The following is a 17121-nucleotide window of genomic DNA, read 5'->3' on the forward strand; positions in this document are numbered from 1 at the left end:
TGACCGTCGAGGCGGTCAGTCGCGTGGTAACGAAGATCAATTTACGCCCGCGAAAACGCCTGGGCTGGAAGACGCCGTACGAAGTTTATGCAGGGGTGAGCGTTGCACTTATGTGTTGAATTCAGGCAGCAATAATACTGGGAAAGATAATCATGTTGAAGAGGCAGCAGATGGGTTTGGGGTAGTACCCAACACAGGAACATCTTACTTTGCGTACAAAAAATTTCCTTTTCTTTTCCGTTATTACGATTCTTTGGAGTTTCTGCGATTAGAAAAGAAATTCAAACAACTAACGAAGATGGATATATCAGATTGTTTTAACCGAATTTACACCCATACCATTGCGTGGGCTGTAAAAAGCAAAGAGCATGCAAAGCGCAACAAGCAGCAGTCTTCTTTTGAAGCTAGCTTTGACAAACTAATCCAGAATGCTAACCACGGAGAAACCGCAGGCATTCTAATTGGTCCAGAAGTATCCCGCATATTCGCGGAGATAATACTTCAGAGAGTAGATCTTGACATAATTTCTAGAGCATCAAAACTCGGACTGCAATTGGATACCGACTACACCATCAGACGTTATGTAGATGATTACTTCATTTACACAAACACTTCTACGGCGCAAGATGCTTTAAAGAAACTTATTCCTGGCGCGCTTGCAGAATTCAAACTCGCTATCAACAATGGTAAGACTTCTGACCAGGTCAGACCGTACATCACCAGTACGTCAATATCGCGGCATAATATATCCATTAATATCGCTTCTTTTTTTAACAAGTACGTCGATTTCAAATCAGAACTAAATGAAGAGTCCGGCAAAAATTCAACCGTAATATTTCTGAAAGGAATTGATAACGTCACCGCTGCGGTTGTTCAGACAATAACTGCGGTTAAACGGTCGATCGGTGAGATGGGATCGTATGACGCAACAGCAAACTATTTCTTGGGAATGTTCAAAAAATTCTTATCTAGGATGATAGGCAAGAAGATAAAATCTGAAAACGATACCGCGCATAATGCACTATATTTTTTCTTAACAGCCATCATTGATATTGTTTTCTTCTATTACTCAATGACGCTACGCGTCAGACAGACGTACCAAATTTCGGAAATAATACTCATGATCGCCAAGATCATGAAGCCTCTTCCCGCAGATTTAAAAGATACACTCATTAGAAAAATTGTCGACGAAGGCCGATTAATTATTAACCAAGCGAATAACGACCTTCCCGAGCACAAAATAGAGGTGATGAACTTACTCATCGTGCTGCGAACATTTGGAGTTGAGTACGTTTTTGATATGCCGTTGTTATCAAGAACTTTCGAGTTTGATATCGGACCTGAACAGGAAATATCTATAAAGGAGAACTTTGACTATTTTCAGTTAGTTTTTTTACTATCTTATATAGGGGGTATACCAGCATTCGATAATTTAGTATCAACCGCTGTCGAGTTCTCCTCTGTTCGATTCCTCAGCAAAGGCTGGGCCGACGAAGCAGAAAATGTATTCATGTTTTTTGATCTGCTATCGTGCCCATATGTTTCACCCGCTGAGAAGCAAAAGATAGCGAAGCTAGCTTTGAGGCATATTTCAGAAAAAAACTTGAACGAACGTGCAAACAAATTAATTCAAGATGTTAGTTTGAGGACATGGTTTTTCGGGTGGACACAAACTGTAGATCTAGGTCTGGTTTTGAAGAAAAAAGAATTGCGCACGCCCTATTAACTATATAAGATAATTTTTGAGGACACGCAGGTCAGCTTGACCCAGGCCAGAGCTGTAATTTGGCGAATACGTGGAGTAGGAATTGGCAAAATTCGTAAGGATTAGTCGAAACCGAAAAACGCACCTAGACCATTCAAGCAGCCGATATGGGGCTCAGCACCATAGAAACTGCTGGTCGAAGGACACACGATGGGCCGTGCGTGCTCTCCCCTTCGGGGCCTCTTAATTATCTATTTCCTTATGAATGTTGGACTGCCCCCGGCATCGTAGACATTTTCCAGCCTCAAAGTGAGGCACTTTCAAAGGCCTCAGGACTGACGCCGCCCAGGTGACTGTGACGACGCGCTCGGTTGTAAAACGCCTCAATGTAATCGAATACGTCGGCACGGGCCATGTCCCGGGTTTTGTAGATCCTCTTGCGGATGCGTTCTTTTTTCAGGCTACTGAAAAAAGACTCAGCCACGGCATTGTCCCAGCAGTTTCCTCGGCGGCTCATACTCGGCTCGAGGTGGTTGGCCAGACAAAAACGTTTCCAGTCATCGCTACCATATTGGCTACCCTGGTCCGAATGCACGATGACTCTGGTTTTGGGTTTACGGCGCCATACCGCCATGAGCAGCGCGTCCAGCGCCAGCTCCTTGCCTAGCGTTGGCTTCATTGACCAGCCGACCACCTTGCGAGCGTAGAGATCCAGTACGACAGCCAGATATAGCCATCCCTGCCATGTTCGGATGTAAGTGATATCGGTCACCCAAGCCTTATTAGGGGCATCGACAGTGAAGGCCCGGTTAAGTCGATTGGGGGCAATGATCGATGGTCTGCCTTTGATTGCGCGCGGGGCTTTATATCCTCTGAGCGCCTTGATTTTATTGGTGCGCATCAGTGCCGCGACACGGTGCTTGCCGCAACTTTCTCCAGCCTCGCGCAAATCAGCAAACACCCTCCGTGCGCCATACACACCTCGACTGGCCGCATAGGAGTCGCGGATCAGCCCTAACAGCCGACCATTCTCTTTTTCGCGATCAGAAACAGGCTTGTGTAGCCATTGATAGAACCCGGCACGAGCAACTCGCAAAACCCGACACAGCGTAGTGATCGCGTATTGATCTCGGTGCTCGTTCATGAAGCGGTATTTCACTCGGGTTCCCTGGCGAAGTACCGCGCTGCTTTTTTTAATATGTCGCGCTCTTCTTCCAAGCGTCGCATTTGGGCTCGCAGCCGCAAAATCTCGCTTTTGGCTTCGAGCAACTCGCTGGCCTGTTTCTCGGTTTTGTCAGGCGTCACGGCTTTGACCCATTTGTAGAGGCTGTGGGTCGAAACGCCGAGGCGCTCGGCTGTTTCCGCAACGGAGTATCCGCGTTCAATAACTTGCCTCACGGCTTCTGCCTTGAATTCCGGCGTGAATCGTTGGGTGCTCATAAACTTCCTCCTATGCTCAAAGCATAGGCTGGAGATGTCTACGATGCCGGGGGCAGTCCAGCGAGCCTGGAGAGTGTCTAGAAAACCCGGGGCGATTCAGTAGTTAAGCCACAAATTATATTCTTCCTCATGCTCTAGAACATATACCTTTTCATTCCTATTGCGTAAATTAGCCGCTCGAACCGTACCAACCATAGGTCTTGGACCTCGTATTTCTCTCAGTCCGTCCTGCCCAATCCACATGCTATTAACAACAATATCTTTGCCCTGAACCTCCATTTCAAAATATGGGTCAGTCTACTGAGGAAGTCGCAAACGGCATATGGACTTTAGTACCGCATGTGCAATTTTATTAAACTGGCCATCGTCACACGATTCAATAACAAACTGAAAAGAAGAAAAACTTTTAAATCCAAGCAAAATCGAAATATGATTTACGCGATCAAACTCAGAGTAGTCATCAACATCTTGACCTATTCGAAGCTCTATGACGCTTCGAGTCAACTGACTACGCGCCAGGATGCTTTGAATCGGCTCCATTTAACCCCCTTCTATTAACACTGCTATCTTCGAAAATAGAATTGTCGATATATTTTTTATTAATACACTCTACAGAGTATAGCTCTTTTGTGCCGATGAGGGCTTCATCATTCCTTTTGCGAGAATGCAAATTGGAATTGAGCAAAGCCCTAGGTCAGGCACTGAAAGAATCGAGAATTAGCAAAGGCTTATCCCAAGAGCAAGTAGGGGCAAGCCAGAGCTACGTGAGCGATATTGAGAGGGGATTAAAAACGCTGTCTCTGGAAAAACTGGATGAATTCGCATCTGGCATCGGGGTGCATCCAATCACCATTCTTGCTAGGTGCTATCTAATCAAAGAAGAATCAATGAAACAGGAAGATGTGATTAACAGATTGCGACTAGAGTTGTCTTTAATAAACCAGACAAAGTCCGAATAATCACAGTTACTTCACTGTTTTGAGTTTTGGCTTATTGCCTTTAGCCAGTTGGCTTTGCAAGAATGCAATCTTTAGATCCTTCGATTCTTTCTCATCGTGCAGACGAGCATTCAATTCAGAAATCTCAATCATTTGCTCCGAGCAGATCCTTGTAAGAGCCGTTACCAAATCGCGTTGCTCTTCTAATTTTTGCCTTAGGATACTAAGTTTCAGGCCTTGCAGTTCAATGGGGGGAATTTCCTTTCGATCGTGGTCCGCTTTTAATTTGGCGATAATATCTGGATAGTATTTATAGAGCGACGATCTACTGACTCCTGACTCTGATGCTAGCAAAGTCACACTGACTTGAGTGTTTGACTTAAACAGATTAGACAGAGTGTTTATTATCTTCGCTCTAGTATTACTCACCTGCCGCCCTCCCAATATCACTCAATACTTCTTCCGCCTCTGCAAGGCGTGATTCAAGTATCAACTTTGCCTGTAAAGATATATTAGATTGCCTCAACAATCTGACGCTATCTTGCTTGTAGTTTTCCCACCAAAGATAGTGCTTTGGTGTAGCGAAAAAATTGGCGCATCCTTTGCAAACTACCGGGGACTTTACCGCAGGGTTGGGTTCCAGGCGACTGCCCTTACATGCGCTTGTCTCTTGTCTATACATACATACTCCCCACTGACATGGAACAAGCGTCGTCCCGCGAGCCAGAAGAATTTTTACTTCTTTTGAGGTTCTAAATTGCCCAACGAACTTACCAACAGAGCGACCGCCTATTTTTGCGCCTGGACTAAGATAGATATCATCTGGTGATAAACCTGCCAGCTCAGAAGCAATGGATTCCATTTCGACATTTAATTCCTCCCTTACTAATCGTCTAAATTCAGAATCTGGACTTGCATAACTGATGTCAACACTAAATGCAGAGGTGTGGGAATACTGCACTGCCAGATCACCTAGGGCAGTTCGATCTCGCTTAGCAACGAATCTTGCGAAGTGTTTTCGGCCCATGTGGGAATGTAGTTTACCCGACCAGCCTGTTTTTGATTCTAATCCTATAAAAATTCCGAAATCATTTAATCTTTTGTTGATCGTAGATCCCGAGACGACCACATATCCTTTCGTAGGCCTGAATGGCCATAGAGCGTTACCCGTTGTTACTAGCCATAGATTATTATGTCCACTTTTCAGTCGAGCCGGTTCCGATACCCTTTCCAAAATCTTAAATGCACCTTCCGCGGCGGGAGATAAAATCCACGGGTGATCTTCATCCTCGCCCCCATTACTCGCGTTCTGATAAGCATCAAATCGCTTTTTTGATCTCGGTGCAAAGTAATAGGGATATTCCCTACCCTCAATGTGTTCAACCCGTTTAATGCTCCCCATACCCGCTCGTCGTACTTCACTAACTCGAGCGCCTGACGTATAGCTTATAATAACAAAGCAAGCACTCAACAGATGCCTCAATAAAAACGCGATGTCTTGGGGTTTCGTTGCGTTTAGCCCGATAATAAACTTATTCGCGGCTTCGCTATTTGAAAATGATTCATCGGAAATAAATTTTCTAGCTGCTATTGAAACCTTTTTTTTGACGTAACTTGTTCCTCCCAGAGCAGCATCAACGCCGACGGTGTACTTAATAAAAATACGAATTATATCTTCAGCCATCAACTCAACAAAAGATATCGACTCCCGTAGAAGCATCAGACACACCGGCTCTGGAGGAGCTTCCCACTTTAAGGATAGCTTTAGACCGACAGAAATCCTCTTCCTATATTTTTCCGGAAAGGGATCTTCGATCAATCCATCATCAATATATCTGCCCAATCTATATATTTTGCTAACTATTCCCATACGCTGTTTGACAGTCGCCGCAGTGTTAAGCTCTCCACTCATACCATTTTTATGGTATCGATTGAACGCAGATTGTATTTGCCTAGCAGTTATTGTCGAAAGACGGTAATGCCCTTCGGCGTTCAAGTGCAATAAAAAATTTCGCACCCATATGATTTGGGTCTTTGATGTAGAAGGCGCATAGGAAATACCTCCTAGCCCCAACAGAAAGCACGCTGCGATCTTTTTGAGCACATCCGGAAATCCGTTAACATGTGCATTCGACTGTAGAAAACCTTTCAGCAACAATGGCCAGCTAAATACAACGGGCTTGTCCGCAACCGATCTTTCGATTCTATAAATAAACACCCATTCATCAGCAAAATAATCTATTCCTCTTGACCCCAGCCCCGAGATAATAATGTTGTCTGGCTTCAGCTCTTCACTTACCTCTGCAATTCTCATACTAATAAACCAACGGTATGTCTGGAATTGTATCCACGAGCAAAAGGGCCTGATCAGTTACTTCTGGAAGTACCTGAGGGATAATTTCCTTGGTTATGATCTCTAACGTAGTTCGAAACTCTGCATCATACCTAAGCATTAGATCCGCACTGAGATGACTATCTTTCTCCATTTTTTCTAGGCACTGTCTTGTCTTGAGGAGACGAGCTATATAGACAGGGTCATCCTTAATAATTATTGCATTCTTGCAGGTCGCACAACTGGTAAATTCTAAACATGGCTTTCCACGTCTAGACTCACCTATCGTTCCGTCAAGGGGAGATGCACATGTTAATCCAAAAACAGTTATATACGGATCTGCCAATGTAGATGTATTCGACGCAATTAAATTTATCATTTGGCCTTGAAAATGAGATAACCGTTCAAAGCTATTCTGAACTGACGCTTTATCCTTCAAATACAACGATGTGGTTCTTTGGCTTTTATGCTGCAAAAATTCTGAAACCACTTTTGTTGACTTATATTCGCGTCTGATAAGCGATGCGACGGCCTTTCTTATATCACTAAATGTGAAATATTTCAGAACGTGCAGATTTCTAAAATCTTTAAGTTGATTATGAAGACTTTGAACAGACACACGCCTGGATATTTCTCCGGTACGGACGATGAATAGCAACTCTTTATCGCACGGCTGTGCTAAAGGCCGAATTGAATTCGTCAGCGCTTTAATGAGATCTACCAACGCCGGCACAGCGAATTTTCCACTCTTTAGAAACGGTAATGATTGTTCCTTCTGAGCTCGAGGCTTGTTCCAAGAAAAATACACCATCGTGTCGTCGGTTGGATGTGGCTCAATACATTCAACATTAACTTCCATCAATGCCATCGGGTTAGCAGCGGACTCAACCATCATCAACAAATATATAGGTAAGCAAGTTCGCATGGTCAACTCACGGAATTTAGATAGACGCCTCAAGCCAGACGCCCCTAACCTCCCTTGATGCATTTCACCCATCTGTAACTGAGTCCAAACACCTTGCCCTTCTAAACGGATGAGCCTTCTAAGTGCCAGTATAGAGCAGCTATCTAAGTCAGGATGGGAGATTGCTTCCCCTTTTTCCACTTGCCGCCGAACATCTATAGCGATTTGTATCTCCGCTATTTCTCTTTTGCATACCTCGACTATTTTATTTAATTCCTTCGCAGAGATATCATTATCTCTGAGTGAAACCTCTTCCCTCACAAACCTCATAAAAGGATACTCTTGTATATTCCAAAGAGTACCTACAGAGGCTTCAGCAACGCATCTAACAATTTTTGCCGCAAAATTATAATGGGTGCCGTTTGTTTTGCGTAGCCTCGAATTTTCATTTAGTGATTTTGCGTATTGCTCCAGAAAATTTGTACGATCATCATCTGTGCGCACATTGACATCTGATAGAAAAGACATAAAGTCTTTAGTAGACCTCCAGGCTTGATGCCTACTTCGACTATTATAATGACCTGTTAACTCTTCGAACGCATTTCTTAGGTCTATGGATATCTGTGTATGTAGATTAGCTAGACTAAAATCAAAATTTTCATACCGCTGTCGATTGTGATCAAAAAACGTAGCTAAAATTTCATTCCTCATTAGCACCACCTAACACTGCCGCGTATTTCTCCAAGATTCCCAGCACCTCAACGTGACTACCGGAAATTCTCTCAAGATAGCTCTGGGTGGTGTCAGAACTTGAGTGGCCTAATAGCCCCTGAACTATCTTTACGTGATCTATCCCCAAGTTTTGTGCCGCCTTAAACAATTGCCGCTCCATGAAAGTTGCAAAAGTCGTTCTCGCTTGATGTGGGTGAGAGTTTATACTTAATTGCTTGCATGCACGCTTGTAAGCTGCGTAGTAACACGACCTTGTTACCGGCGCGCCTTTTTCATTAATGAAGAATAACGTCTCATCAACTAACCATGGAGACGACTTCATTTGGTTTAACGTACGAACCACATCCGCATACATATTTGTTTCAGTTAACAGAGCCCGCGCGACGTATGCCTTTTGGATTTTTCCACCTTTCGCCAAAACCTCGATGAATCCATCGGATGAGCGAAGGTTCAGAAGCTCTATCTGGGAGCTTTTAATACTCAATACACTGCCGACCCTAAGGCCTGTGGTAAGAGTCCATGCAAATATCACACGGTGTACGCCTCGCAAATGTTGCATAAGTCTTAAGCTAGAATCTTGAGTAAGTGCTCTTGGTCTTTTTTTTGTGGACTTAACGCGGACCTTTCTGACTCTCATTTGATTTAGCTTGTAAGCGTAAACACTCTGATCCGCACTCCCTTCACGAATTTTTTTCGCCCAATAGAACTTATAAAATTCGTAGACAACAGCAAGTCTTAAATTTATGGTTGCTGCGCTGAGGGGTGTTCTACCATCATCTTTCGACTTCATTGAGTTTCTATATAAAGCTATATCCCTAGCGTCAGCATAGGGCCAGTCCACCTTAGATAGGGCCGTATATTTCAACCAACTTAGAATACACTCAGCATAAGTCTTCACGGTTTTATCTGATTTATAATATTCCGAGAAAAACGATTTTTCATATAGAAATTCGTGCATCTCCCGAACTACCTCACCGCGCACCTCATCGAAAATCAAAGGTATGGGATAATTCGATACCGACCTTTTTTCTTTTTCAGTTATCAACGCATCCAGCCCCGCAGCTCGGACTGTGTCTTGAACCGATGAGAAAGCTTTTTTGCTGGGCCATAGAAGCAACATGCGAACCCTCCTGCTACGTACGCAGTGTAGCCAATGATTCTAATGCCGGAGTTTGACCGCAAGGTCCTGGAGGTTCTACGCGAGCCCCTGGAATCGGGCCATATCGTGATCGCCCGGGCCCGCGACCGGGTGCGTTTCCCGGCGCGGTTCCAACTGGTGGCGGCGATGAACCCTTGCCCTTGCGGCTACCTAGGCGAACCCAGCGGGCGGTGCCGCTGCACGCCGGAGCAGATCCAGCGTTACCGCAACAAGCTCTCGGGGCCGCTGCTCGACCGTATCGACCTGCACCTGACCGTCGCCCGCGAAGCCACCGCCCTCAACCCCACCGCCCAACCCGGCGGCGACACCGCCAGCGCGGCACGCCTTGTCGCCCAAGCCCGCGAGCGCCAGCAACAGCGCCAGGGTTGCGCCAATGCCTTCCTCGACCTGCCGGGGCTGCGCCAGCATTGCCGCTTGGCCCTGGCCGATGAAGCCTGGCTGGAAACCGCGTGCGAACGCCTGACCCTGTCCCTGCGCGCCGCCCACCGTTTGCTCAAGGTTGCCCGCACCTTGGCCGACCTGGAGCAAGCCCCTGGCATTACCCGCGAACACCTGGCCGAGGCCCTGCAATACCGCCCCAGCAACGCCTGAAGGCGTCAGCTCAAATGCTCGACATCCGGGAGCACCATGGCCTGGGCTTCACCCTGTAGAAAGTCGCTCAAGCGCCGCAAACGCTCACCGCCGGGGCGGGTCTTGGGCCACACCAGGTAATAGCCATCGCCGCTGGCGACTGCGGTGGGCCACGGCAGGCTCAAGCGCCCCTGAGCCACGTCCTCGGCCACCATCAGCAGGTCGCCCATGGACACGCCATAACCGCGGGCGGCGGCAATCATGCCCAACTCCAGGGTATCGAACACCTGCCCGCCCTTGAGCGACACCTGCCCCGCCAACCCCATGCGTTCCAGCCAGTTGCGCCAGTCGCGGCGGTCGGGCGTGGGGTGAAGCAACTCGGTGTTGGCCAGGCGCTGCACATCCCAGGGCTGGTCGTTGAGCAAGTTCGGCGCGCCCACCGGGATCAGCTCTTCGGGGAACAGAAAACTCACCTCCCAATCCGGGGGGAAGCTACCGCTGCCCAGCAGCACCGCGCAATCGAACGGTTCGTGGTTGAAGTCCACCGCGTCGATGTCCATCCAGGCGCTGGTCAACTGCACTTCATTGCCGGCCTGCAAGTGGCGAAAACGGCTCAAACGCGCCAGCAACCAGCGCATGGTCAGTGTGGACGGCGCCTTCATGCGCAGGATGTCGTCCTCGGCGCGCAGCACGTTGCACGCCCGCTCCAGGGCGCTGAAACCTTCGCGCACGCCGGGCAGGAGCAGGCGCGCCGCTTCGGTCAGTTGCAGGTTGCGCCCGTTGCGCAAAAACAATCGGCAGGCGAAGTGCTCTTCGAGGGTGCGCACATGGCGGCTGACCGCACTTTGGGTAATGGACAATTCCTGCGCGGCGCGGGTGAACGAACTGTGCCGCGCGGCCGCTTCAAAGGCGCGCAAGGCATAAAGGGGCGGTAGGCGGCGGGGCATCGGGGGGCTCCAAGTAATGAACGGCCAACAGTAGCAAACAAACTCTCAGCATGAGTTTTAATCATGCCACCAATCGTTTTTATCCCTTTGTGCAAATGCCCGTAAGCGCCGAGAATCCTTGGTTTTCTGTCATTGCGAGCAAAAGGGCCAGATGACCATGCAGCATCCAGCACGCACCGAACTCTGGGCCATCCTACGGCTGGCCGGGCCGCTGATTGCCTCGCAGTTGGCGCACATGCTGATGGTGCTCACCGACACCCTGATGATGGCCAAGATCAGCCCCGAAGCATTGGCCGGCGGTGGTTTGGGGGCGGCCACCTATTCCTTCGTGTCGATTTTCTGCATCGGTGTGATCGCTGCCGTCGGCACCCTGGTGGCGATCCGCAAAGGCGCGGGGGACATCGAAGGCGCCGCACGCCTGACCCAGGCCGGCCTGTGGCTGGCGTGGCTGATGGCGCTGGTCGCCGGCCTGGCACTATGGAACCTCAAACCGCTGTTGCTGCTGTTCGGCCAGACCGAAACCAACGTGCTGGCCGCCGGCCAATTTCTGCTGATCCTGCCCTTCGCCCTGCCCGGCTACCTGAGCTTCATGGCCCTGCGCGGCTTTACCAGCGCCATCGGCCGCGCCACCCCGGTAATGGTCATCAGCTTGATCGGCACCGTGGCCAACTTCCTGCTCAATTACGCCCTCATCACCGGCATGTTCGGCCTGCCGAAACTGGGCCTGATGGGCATCGGCCTGGTGACTGCGATCGTCGCCAACTGCATGGCCCTGGCGCTGGCCTGGCACATTCGCCGCCACCCAGCGTATGACGCCTACCCGCTGCGCCGGGGCCTGTCGCGACCCAACCGCCAGTACCTGCGCGAACTCTGGCGCCTGGGCCTGCCGATTGGCGGCACCTACGCGGTGGAAGTCGGTTTGTTCGCCTTCGCCGCGCTGTGCATGGGCAGCATGGGCAGTACGCAACTGGGCGCTCACCAGATCGCCATCCAGATCGTCTCCGTGGCGTTCATGGTGCCGGCGGGGCTGTCGTACGCGATCACCATGCGCATCGGCCAGCATTACGGCGCCGGGCAATTGCTGGACGCACGGCTGGCCGGGCGCGTGGGGATCTTGTTCGGCGGCGCGGCGATGCTCGGCTTTGCCATGGTGTTCTGGCTGCTGCCTAACCAACTGGTCGGGTTGTTCCTGGACCACAACGACCCGGCGTTCGCCGAGGTCATCCAACTGGCCGTGAGCCTGCTGGCGGTGGCGGCGTGGTTCGAGCTGTTCGACGGCACGCAAACCATCGCCATGGGCGCCATTCGCGGGCTCAAGGACGCCAAAACCACCTTCCTGGTAGGCCTGGGTTGCTATTGGTTGATTGGCGCACCGGCCGCGTGGTGGATGGCGTTCACCCTCGACTGGGGCCCGACCGGCGTCTGGTGGGGCCTGGCATTGGGGCTGGCGTGCGCGGCGGTGAGCCTGACCCTGGCGTTTGAATGGAAAATGAAACGCATGATCCGCCGCGAGTCGCAGGAAGGGGCGGGGTTGCCAGCGACCTAGTGGAGCGGGCCGGGCGGCGCTCCGCTCGCCCGCGATAGCGGTATTCCTGCCGATAAATATCTAACGACTGTACCGGCCTCATCGCGGGCAAGCCCGCTCCCACAGTGGAACTGTGGTGGGGTTGGGATGTTCATTTCTCCGCTGTGGGAGCGGGCCTGCTCGCGAGGGCGGCCCTGAGTGGCGGTGACGAATTGGTAGGAGTAAGGCCGTTGTCCCCGCAGAGGTGAATTGTCGGGGGGGGTTAGCCCCTCAACACCGTTTGCCGGTCATGGCCGAGGGTGAGGTAGTCCACCAATTGCGCCAGCGGTACGGGTTTGCTTATCAGGTAGCCCTGCACCTGGTCGCAGCCGTAACCGCGCAGCAGTGCCAGTTGCTGGGGGGTTTCCACGCCTTCGGCGACCACTTCCAGGTGGAGGTTGTGAGCCAGGTTAATCATCGCGTGCACCAGTTTGCGGTTTTCTTCGCGCTCTTCCATGCCGCCGACAAAGCTCTTGTCGATCTTGAGCAGGGCGATGGGCAGGCTGTTGAGGTGTACGAACGAGGAAAACCCGGTACCGAAATCATCCAGCGAAAAGCGCACGCCCAGGCGCCCAAGGGCGTCCATGGTTTGCTTGACCAGGTCGCTGCGGCGCATCACGGCCGTCTCGGTCAGCTCGAACTCCAACCATTGCGCGTCCACGCCCCGCTCGGCGATCAAGCGGCTGAGGGTCGGCAGCAACTGGCTGTCCTGGAACTGGCGGAACGACAGGTTGATCGCCATGTGCAGCGGCGCCAGGCCGCGTTCACGCAGGTCCTGCATGTCCCGCAGGGCGCGGGAGATCACCCAGTAACCCAGGGGCACGATCAAGCCGCTTTGCTCGGCCAGCGGCACGAACTCGCTGGGCGGCAGCAGCCCGCGTTCACTGTGGCGCCAGCGCACCAGGGCTTCGAGGCCGACGATCTGCCCGTCTGCCAGGTTCATCCGTGGCTGGTAATGCAGCTCCAGCTCATCGCGGCGCAAGGCGCGGCGCAGTTCGCTTTCCAGATCGGCGAGGCTGCGGGCGTTGCGGTTGATGCGCTCGTTGAAGATATGAAAGGTGCAACCCTGGGTGCTCTTGGCCTGCTGCATGGCGATATGGGCGTGCCACATCAGCGGGTCGGCGCCAGCCTGGGCGCGGGCATGGGCCATGCCCAGGCTGCACCCGATCAGCAGGCTTTCGCCATCGACCCAATAGGGCTCGGACATCGCCTCGACAATGCGCTCGGCCATCCATTCGGCCCGTTGCGGCGCGCGACGGGTGTCGATCAGCAGGGCGAATTCGTCGCTGCCCAGGCGCGCCACTTGATCGCCCGCCTCCAACTGGCTCTTGAGCCGCGCCACCACTTGCAGGATCAAGCGGTCGCCGGCCTGGTGGCCGAGGGCGTCGTTGGCGTGGCGGAAGTTGTCCAGGTCCAGGTGCCCGAGGGCCAGGCCGCGGCCTTCGTTTTCTGCCAGGCGCGCGGCCAGCAGGGTGTGGAAGCCCTGGCGGTTGGCAATGCCGGTCAACGGGTCTTGTTCGGCCAGGCGTTGCAGGGTGTTTTCCAGCAGGCCGCGCTCGCGCACGTGGCGCAGGCAGCGGCGCAGGGTCTCGGCGTCCAGCGCTACGCGGGTCAGCCAGTCGCTGACGCCATCGGGGATGGTCAGGGGCTCTTGCTCCAACAGCAGCACGGTGGGCAGATGGCAACTGCCCGGCGCCGGTTGCAGAGCGGGAACGGTCAGTAAGACCGCGGTGCGATCACCCTCGAACAGGCGGCTGACCGATTCCCAGTCCGGCGCGCTGATAAGCACCGCCGCGTCCCCCAGAGGCACCAGACACTCGCGCAACAACGCCGCCCACGTTGGCTCCGGGGCCAATAGCAGCAAACGCACGGGTTCGACAGGCGTGGACAAGCTGGCTCCCTAGACTCTGCATAAAAATGGTGGCGGGGGGCATTATGACGCGCCGATAAACAATGACCAATGGTATTGATTATCAACCGCTATCTTGTACCGCTCTAACTCGCACGTTGTCGCCGTACATTCAGCGCGCATCCTGCGGCAAAGTAGCAAAAGCGGCAAATTTAGATCGAGTGCTACGTCACAAGTCGCACAGAGGCCGCAGAATCTTTCCAGCCTGTTAAAATGCCCGCCCATTTCGCAAGCGACCCCCCTTTTCGTCATGTCCCGACTCAATCCCCGGCAGCAAGAAGCCGTGAACTACGTCGGCGGCCCTCTTTTGGTGCTCGCCGGCGCAGGCTCCGGCAAAACCAGCGTTATCACGCGCAAAATCGCCCACCTGATCCAGAACTGCGGCATCCGTGCCCAGTACATCGTCGCCATGACCTTCACCAACAAGGCCGCGCGGGAGATGAAAGAGCGGGTCGGCACCCTGCTCAAGGGCGGCGAGGGCCGTGGCCTGACCGTGTGCACCTTCCACAACCTGGGCCTGAACATCATCCGCAAGGAACACGCGCGGCTGGGCTACAAACCCGGTTTCTCGATTTTCGACGAAACCGACGTCAAGTCCCTGATGACCGACATCATGCAAAAGGAATACTCGGGCGACGACGGCGTCGACGAGATCAAGAACATGATCGGCTCCTGGAAAAACGACTTGATCCTGCCCCCCGAGGCCCTGGAAAACGCGCGCAACCCCAAGGAACAGACCGCCGCCATCGTCTACACCCACTACCAGCGCACGCTCAAGGCGTTCAACGCGGTGGACTTCGACGACTTGATCCTGCTGCCGGTCAAGCTGTTCCAGGAACACGCCGACATCCTCGAAAAGTGGCAGAACAAGGTGCGCTACCTGCTGGTGGACGAATACCAGGACACCAACGCCAGCCAATACCTGCTGGTGAAACTGCTGATCGGCAAACGCAACCAGTTCACCGTGGTCGGCGACGACGACCAGTCGATCTACGCCTGGCGCGGCGCCCGCCCGGAAAACCTGATGCTGCTCAAGGACGACTACCCGTCCCTGAAAGTGGTGATGCTGGAGCAGAACTACCGCTCCACCAGCCGCATCCTGCGCTGCGCCAACGTGCTGATCTCCAACAACCCCCACGAGTTTGAAAAACAACTGTGGAGCGACATGGGCCACGGCGACGAAATCCGCGTGATCCGCTGCCGCAACGAAGACGCCGAAGCCGAGCGCGTGGCCGTCGAGCTGCTGACCCTGCACCTGCGCACCGACCGCCCCTACAGCGATTTCGCCATCCTGTACCGCGGCAACTACCAGGCCAAGCTGATCGAGCTGAAGTTGCAGCACCACCAGATCCCGTACCGTCTGTCGGGGGGCAACAGCTTTTTCGGACGCCAGGAAGTGAAAGACCTGATGGCGTACTTCCGCCTATTGGTCAATCCGGACGACGACAACGCCTTTTTGCGGGTGATTAACGTGCCGCGCCGGGAAATCGGCTCGACCACCCTGGAAAAACTCGGCAACTACGCCACCGAACGCAAAATCTCGATGTACGCCGCCACCGACGAAATCGGCCTGGGCGAGCACCTGGACTCGCGCTTCACCGATCGCCTGGGACGCTTCAAGCGTTTTATGGACAAGGTGCGCGAGCAGTGCGCTGGCGAAGACCCCATCTCGGCCCTGCGCAGCATGGTCATGGACATCGACTACGAGAACTGGCTACGCACCAACAGCTCCAGCGACAAAGCCGCGGACTACCGCATGAGCAACGTCTGGTTCCTGATCGAAGCCCTGAAGAACACCCTGGAAAAAGACGAAGATGGCGAAATGACCATCGAAGAAGCCATCGGCAAACTGGTGTTGCGCGATATGCTCGAACGTCAGCAGGAAGAAGAAGAAAACGCCGAAGGCGTGCAGATGATGACCTTGCATGCCTCCAAAGGCCTGGAGTTTCCCTACGTCTTCATCATGGGCATGGAGGAGGAAATCCTCCCCCACCGCTCCAGCATCGAAGCCGACACCATCGAAGAGGAACGCCGCCTGGCCTACGTGGGCATTACCCGCGCGCGCCAGACCCTGGCATTCACCTTCGCCGCCAAGCGTAAGCAGTACGGCGAGATCATCGATTGCGCGCCCAGCCGCTTCCTCGATGAACTGCCGCCGGACGACCTGGCCTGGGAAGGCAACGACGACACCCCCACCGAAGTCAAAGCCGTTCGCGGCAATACCGCATTGGCGGATATACGCGCGATGTTAAAGCGCTAGAATCGCCCACTTTTTCACCAGCCCTGGACGCACACGGCGTCATTAGAGGAAAGCTTCATGGAAGCACTGCACAAGAAAATCCGCGAAGAAGGCATCGTGCTTTCCGATCAGGTCCTGAAGGTGGATGCCTTTTTGAACCACCAGATCGACCCGGCGCTGATGAAGTTGATCGGCGACGAATTCGCCGCGTTGTTCAAGGATTCAGGCATCACCAAGATCGTCACCATCGAAGCCTCGGGCATCGCACCGGCGATCATGACCGGCCTGAACCTGGGCGTGCCGGTGATTTTCGCCCGCAAGCACCAGTCCCTGACCCTAACCGAAAACCTGCTGTCGGCGACCGTGTACTCGTTCACCAAGCAAGTGGAAAGCACCGTGGCGATCTCCCCGCGCCACCTGACCAGCAGCGACCGCGTGCTGGTCATCGATGACTTCCTGGCCAACGGCAAGGCGTCCCAGGCGCTGATTTCCATCATCAAACAGGCCGGCGCCACCGTGGCCGGCCTGGGCATCGTGATCGAAAAATCGTTCCAGGGCGGCCGCGCCGAACTGGACGCCCAAGGCTACCGCGTGGAATCCCTGGCCCGGGTCAAATCCCTGGCCGGTGGTGTGGTGACCTTTCTCTAAGCAGCGGTAGCAACAACGTCGCTGCGGTGTACAA

At 52.9% G+C, this 17121-nt stretch carries 12 protein-coding genes and 2 pseudogenes; 7 read left to right on the top strand and 7 right to left on the bottom strand.

Translation table 11 applies throughout. From position 1 onward, the window contains the following. Positions 1-119, top strand: a pseudogene (locus AC19YR_RS19885) (IS30 family transposase); the annotation flags it as partial. Then, a complete protein-coding gene (gene drt3b / locus AC19YR_RS19890) occupies positions 113-1726 on the top strand; it encodes an antiviral reverse transcriptase Drt3b (RefSeq protein WP_500599814.1) in 1614 nt (537 codons plus the stop codon). The pseudogene AC19YR_RS19885 and the gene drt3b, both read left to right, overlap by 7 nt. Before the next feature lie 283 nt (positions 1727-2009). Here drt3b and AC19YR_RS19895 read toward each other — a convergent pair. After that, positions 2010-3145, bottom strand: a protein-coding gene (locus tag AC19YR_RS19895; protein WP_207303160.1) for an IS3 family transposase whose coding sequence is annotated in 2 segments (ribosomal slippage) — positions 2010-2893 and positions 2893-3145 — 1137 coding nt in all. Because the reading frame shifts where the segments join, the coding sequence is not laid out codon by codon here. A 677-nt stretch (positions 3146-3822) separates the two neighbouring features. On the opposite strand from AC19YR_RS19895, the gene AC19YR_RS19900 reads away from it, so the two are divergent. Then, positions 3823-4104: a helix-turn-helix domain-containing protein gene (locus AC19YR_RS19900; protein ID WP_500599816.1), complete on the top strand. Its 282-nt coding sequence runs from the start codon at positions 3823-3825 to the stop codon at positions 4102-4104. A 6-nt stretch (positions 4105-4110) separates the two neighbouring features. On the opposite strand, the gene AC19YR_RS19905 is transcribed toward AC19YR_RS19900, so the two are convergent. The 4 genes from AC19YR_RS19905 to AC19YR_RS19920 are packed head-to-tail and all read right to left on the bottom strand — an operon-like array spanning position 4111 to position 9171. Then, positions 4111-4512, bottom strand: coding sequence for a TetR/AcrR family transcriptional regulator (locus AC19YR_RS19905; protein ID WP_130898253.1), 402 nt, complete (start codon positions 4510-4512; stop codon positions 4111-4113). Next, a complete protein-coding gene (locus AC19YR_RS19910) occupies positions 4505-6397 on the bottom strand; it encodes a hypothetical protein (RefSeq protein ID WP_500599818.1) in 1893 nt (630 codons plus the stop codon). The genes AC19YR_RS19905 and AC19YR_RS19910 overlap by 8 nt, the downstream gene beginning before the upstream one ends. A gap of 1 nt (position 6398) precedes the next feature. Beyond that, entirely contained in the window at positions 6399-8030 is a 1632-nt protein-coding gene (locus tag AC19YR_RS19915) for a site-specific integrase (protein WP_130898229.1), read from the bottom strand. Then, positions 8020-9171 carry a tyrosine-type recombinase/integrase gene (locus tag AC19YR_RS19920; protein ID WP_076963409.1) on the bottom strand — a complete coding sequence of 384 codons (1152 nt, stop codon included), beginning with the start codon at positions 9169-9171 and terminating at the stop codon, positions 8020-8022. The genes AC19YR_RS19915 and AC19YR_RS19920 overlap by 11 nt, the downstream gene beginning before the upstream one ends. A 42-nt stretch (positions 9172-9213) precedes the next feature. Between AC19YR_RS19920 and AC19YR_RS19925 the strand changes: the two are divergent. Continuing rightward, a pseudogene (locus tag AC19YR_RS19925) lies at positions 9214-9801 on the top strand (ATP-binding protein); the annotation flags it as partial. Between the two features lie 5 nt (positions 9802-9806). Here AC19YR_RS19925 and AC19YR_RS19930 read toward each other — a convergent pair. Then, entirely contained in the window at positions 9807-10727 is a 921-nt protein-coding gene (locus AC19YR_RS19930) for a LysR substrate-binding domain-containing protein (protein ID WP_095109241.1), read from the bottom strand. Positions 10728-10884: 157 nt separating this feature from the next. Between AC19YR_RS19930 and AC19YR_RS19935 the strand changes: the two genes are divergently transcribed. Then, positions 10885-12273, top strand: a complete 1389-nt coding sequence (locus tag AC19YR_RS19935; RefSeq protein ID WP_176465103.1) for a NorM family multidrug efflux MATE transporter — start codon at positions 10885-10887, stop codon at positions 12271-12273. Between the two features lie 241 nt (positions 12274-12514). Here AC19YR_RS19935 and AC19YR_RS19940 read toward each other — a convergent pair whose 3' ends face one another. Beyond that, a complete protein-coding gene (locus tag AC19YR_RS19940; RefSeq protein WP_095109243.1) occupies positions 12515-14182 on the bottom strand; it encodes a putative bifunctional diguanylate cyclase/phosphodiesterase in 1668 nt (555 codons plus the stop codon). Positions 14183-14450: 268 nt separating this feature from the next. Between AC19YR_RS19940 and rep the strand changes: the two genes are divergently transcribed. Next, complete coding sequence (rep, locus tag AC19YR_RS19945) at positions 14451-16460, top strand: DNA helicase Rep (RefSeq protein ID WP_095109244.1); 2010 nt, start codon at positions 14451-14453, stop codon at positions 16458-16460. 57 nt (positions 16461-16517) lie between these two features. Next, positions 16518-17087, top strand: a complete 570-nt coding sequence (locus AC19YR_RS19950; protein WP_500599822.1) for a xanthine phosphoribosyltransferase — start codon at positions 16518-16520, stop codon at positions 17085-17087. Positions 17088-17121: the final 34 nt, after the last annotated feature.

The sequence above is a fragment of the Pseudomonas sp. MF08817 genome (assembly GCF_059862705.1).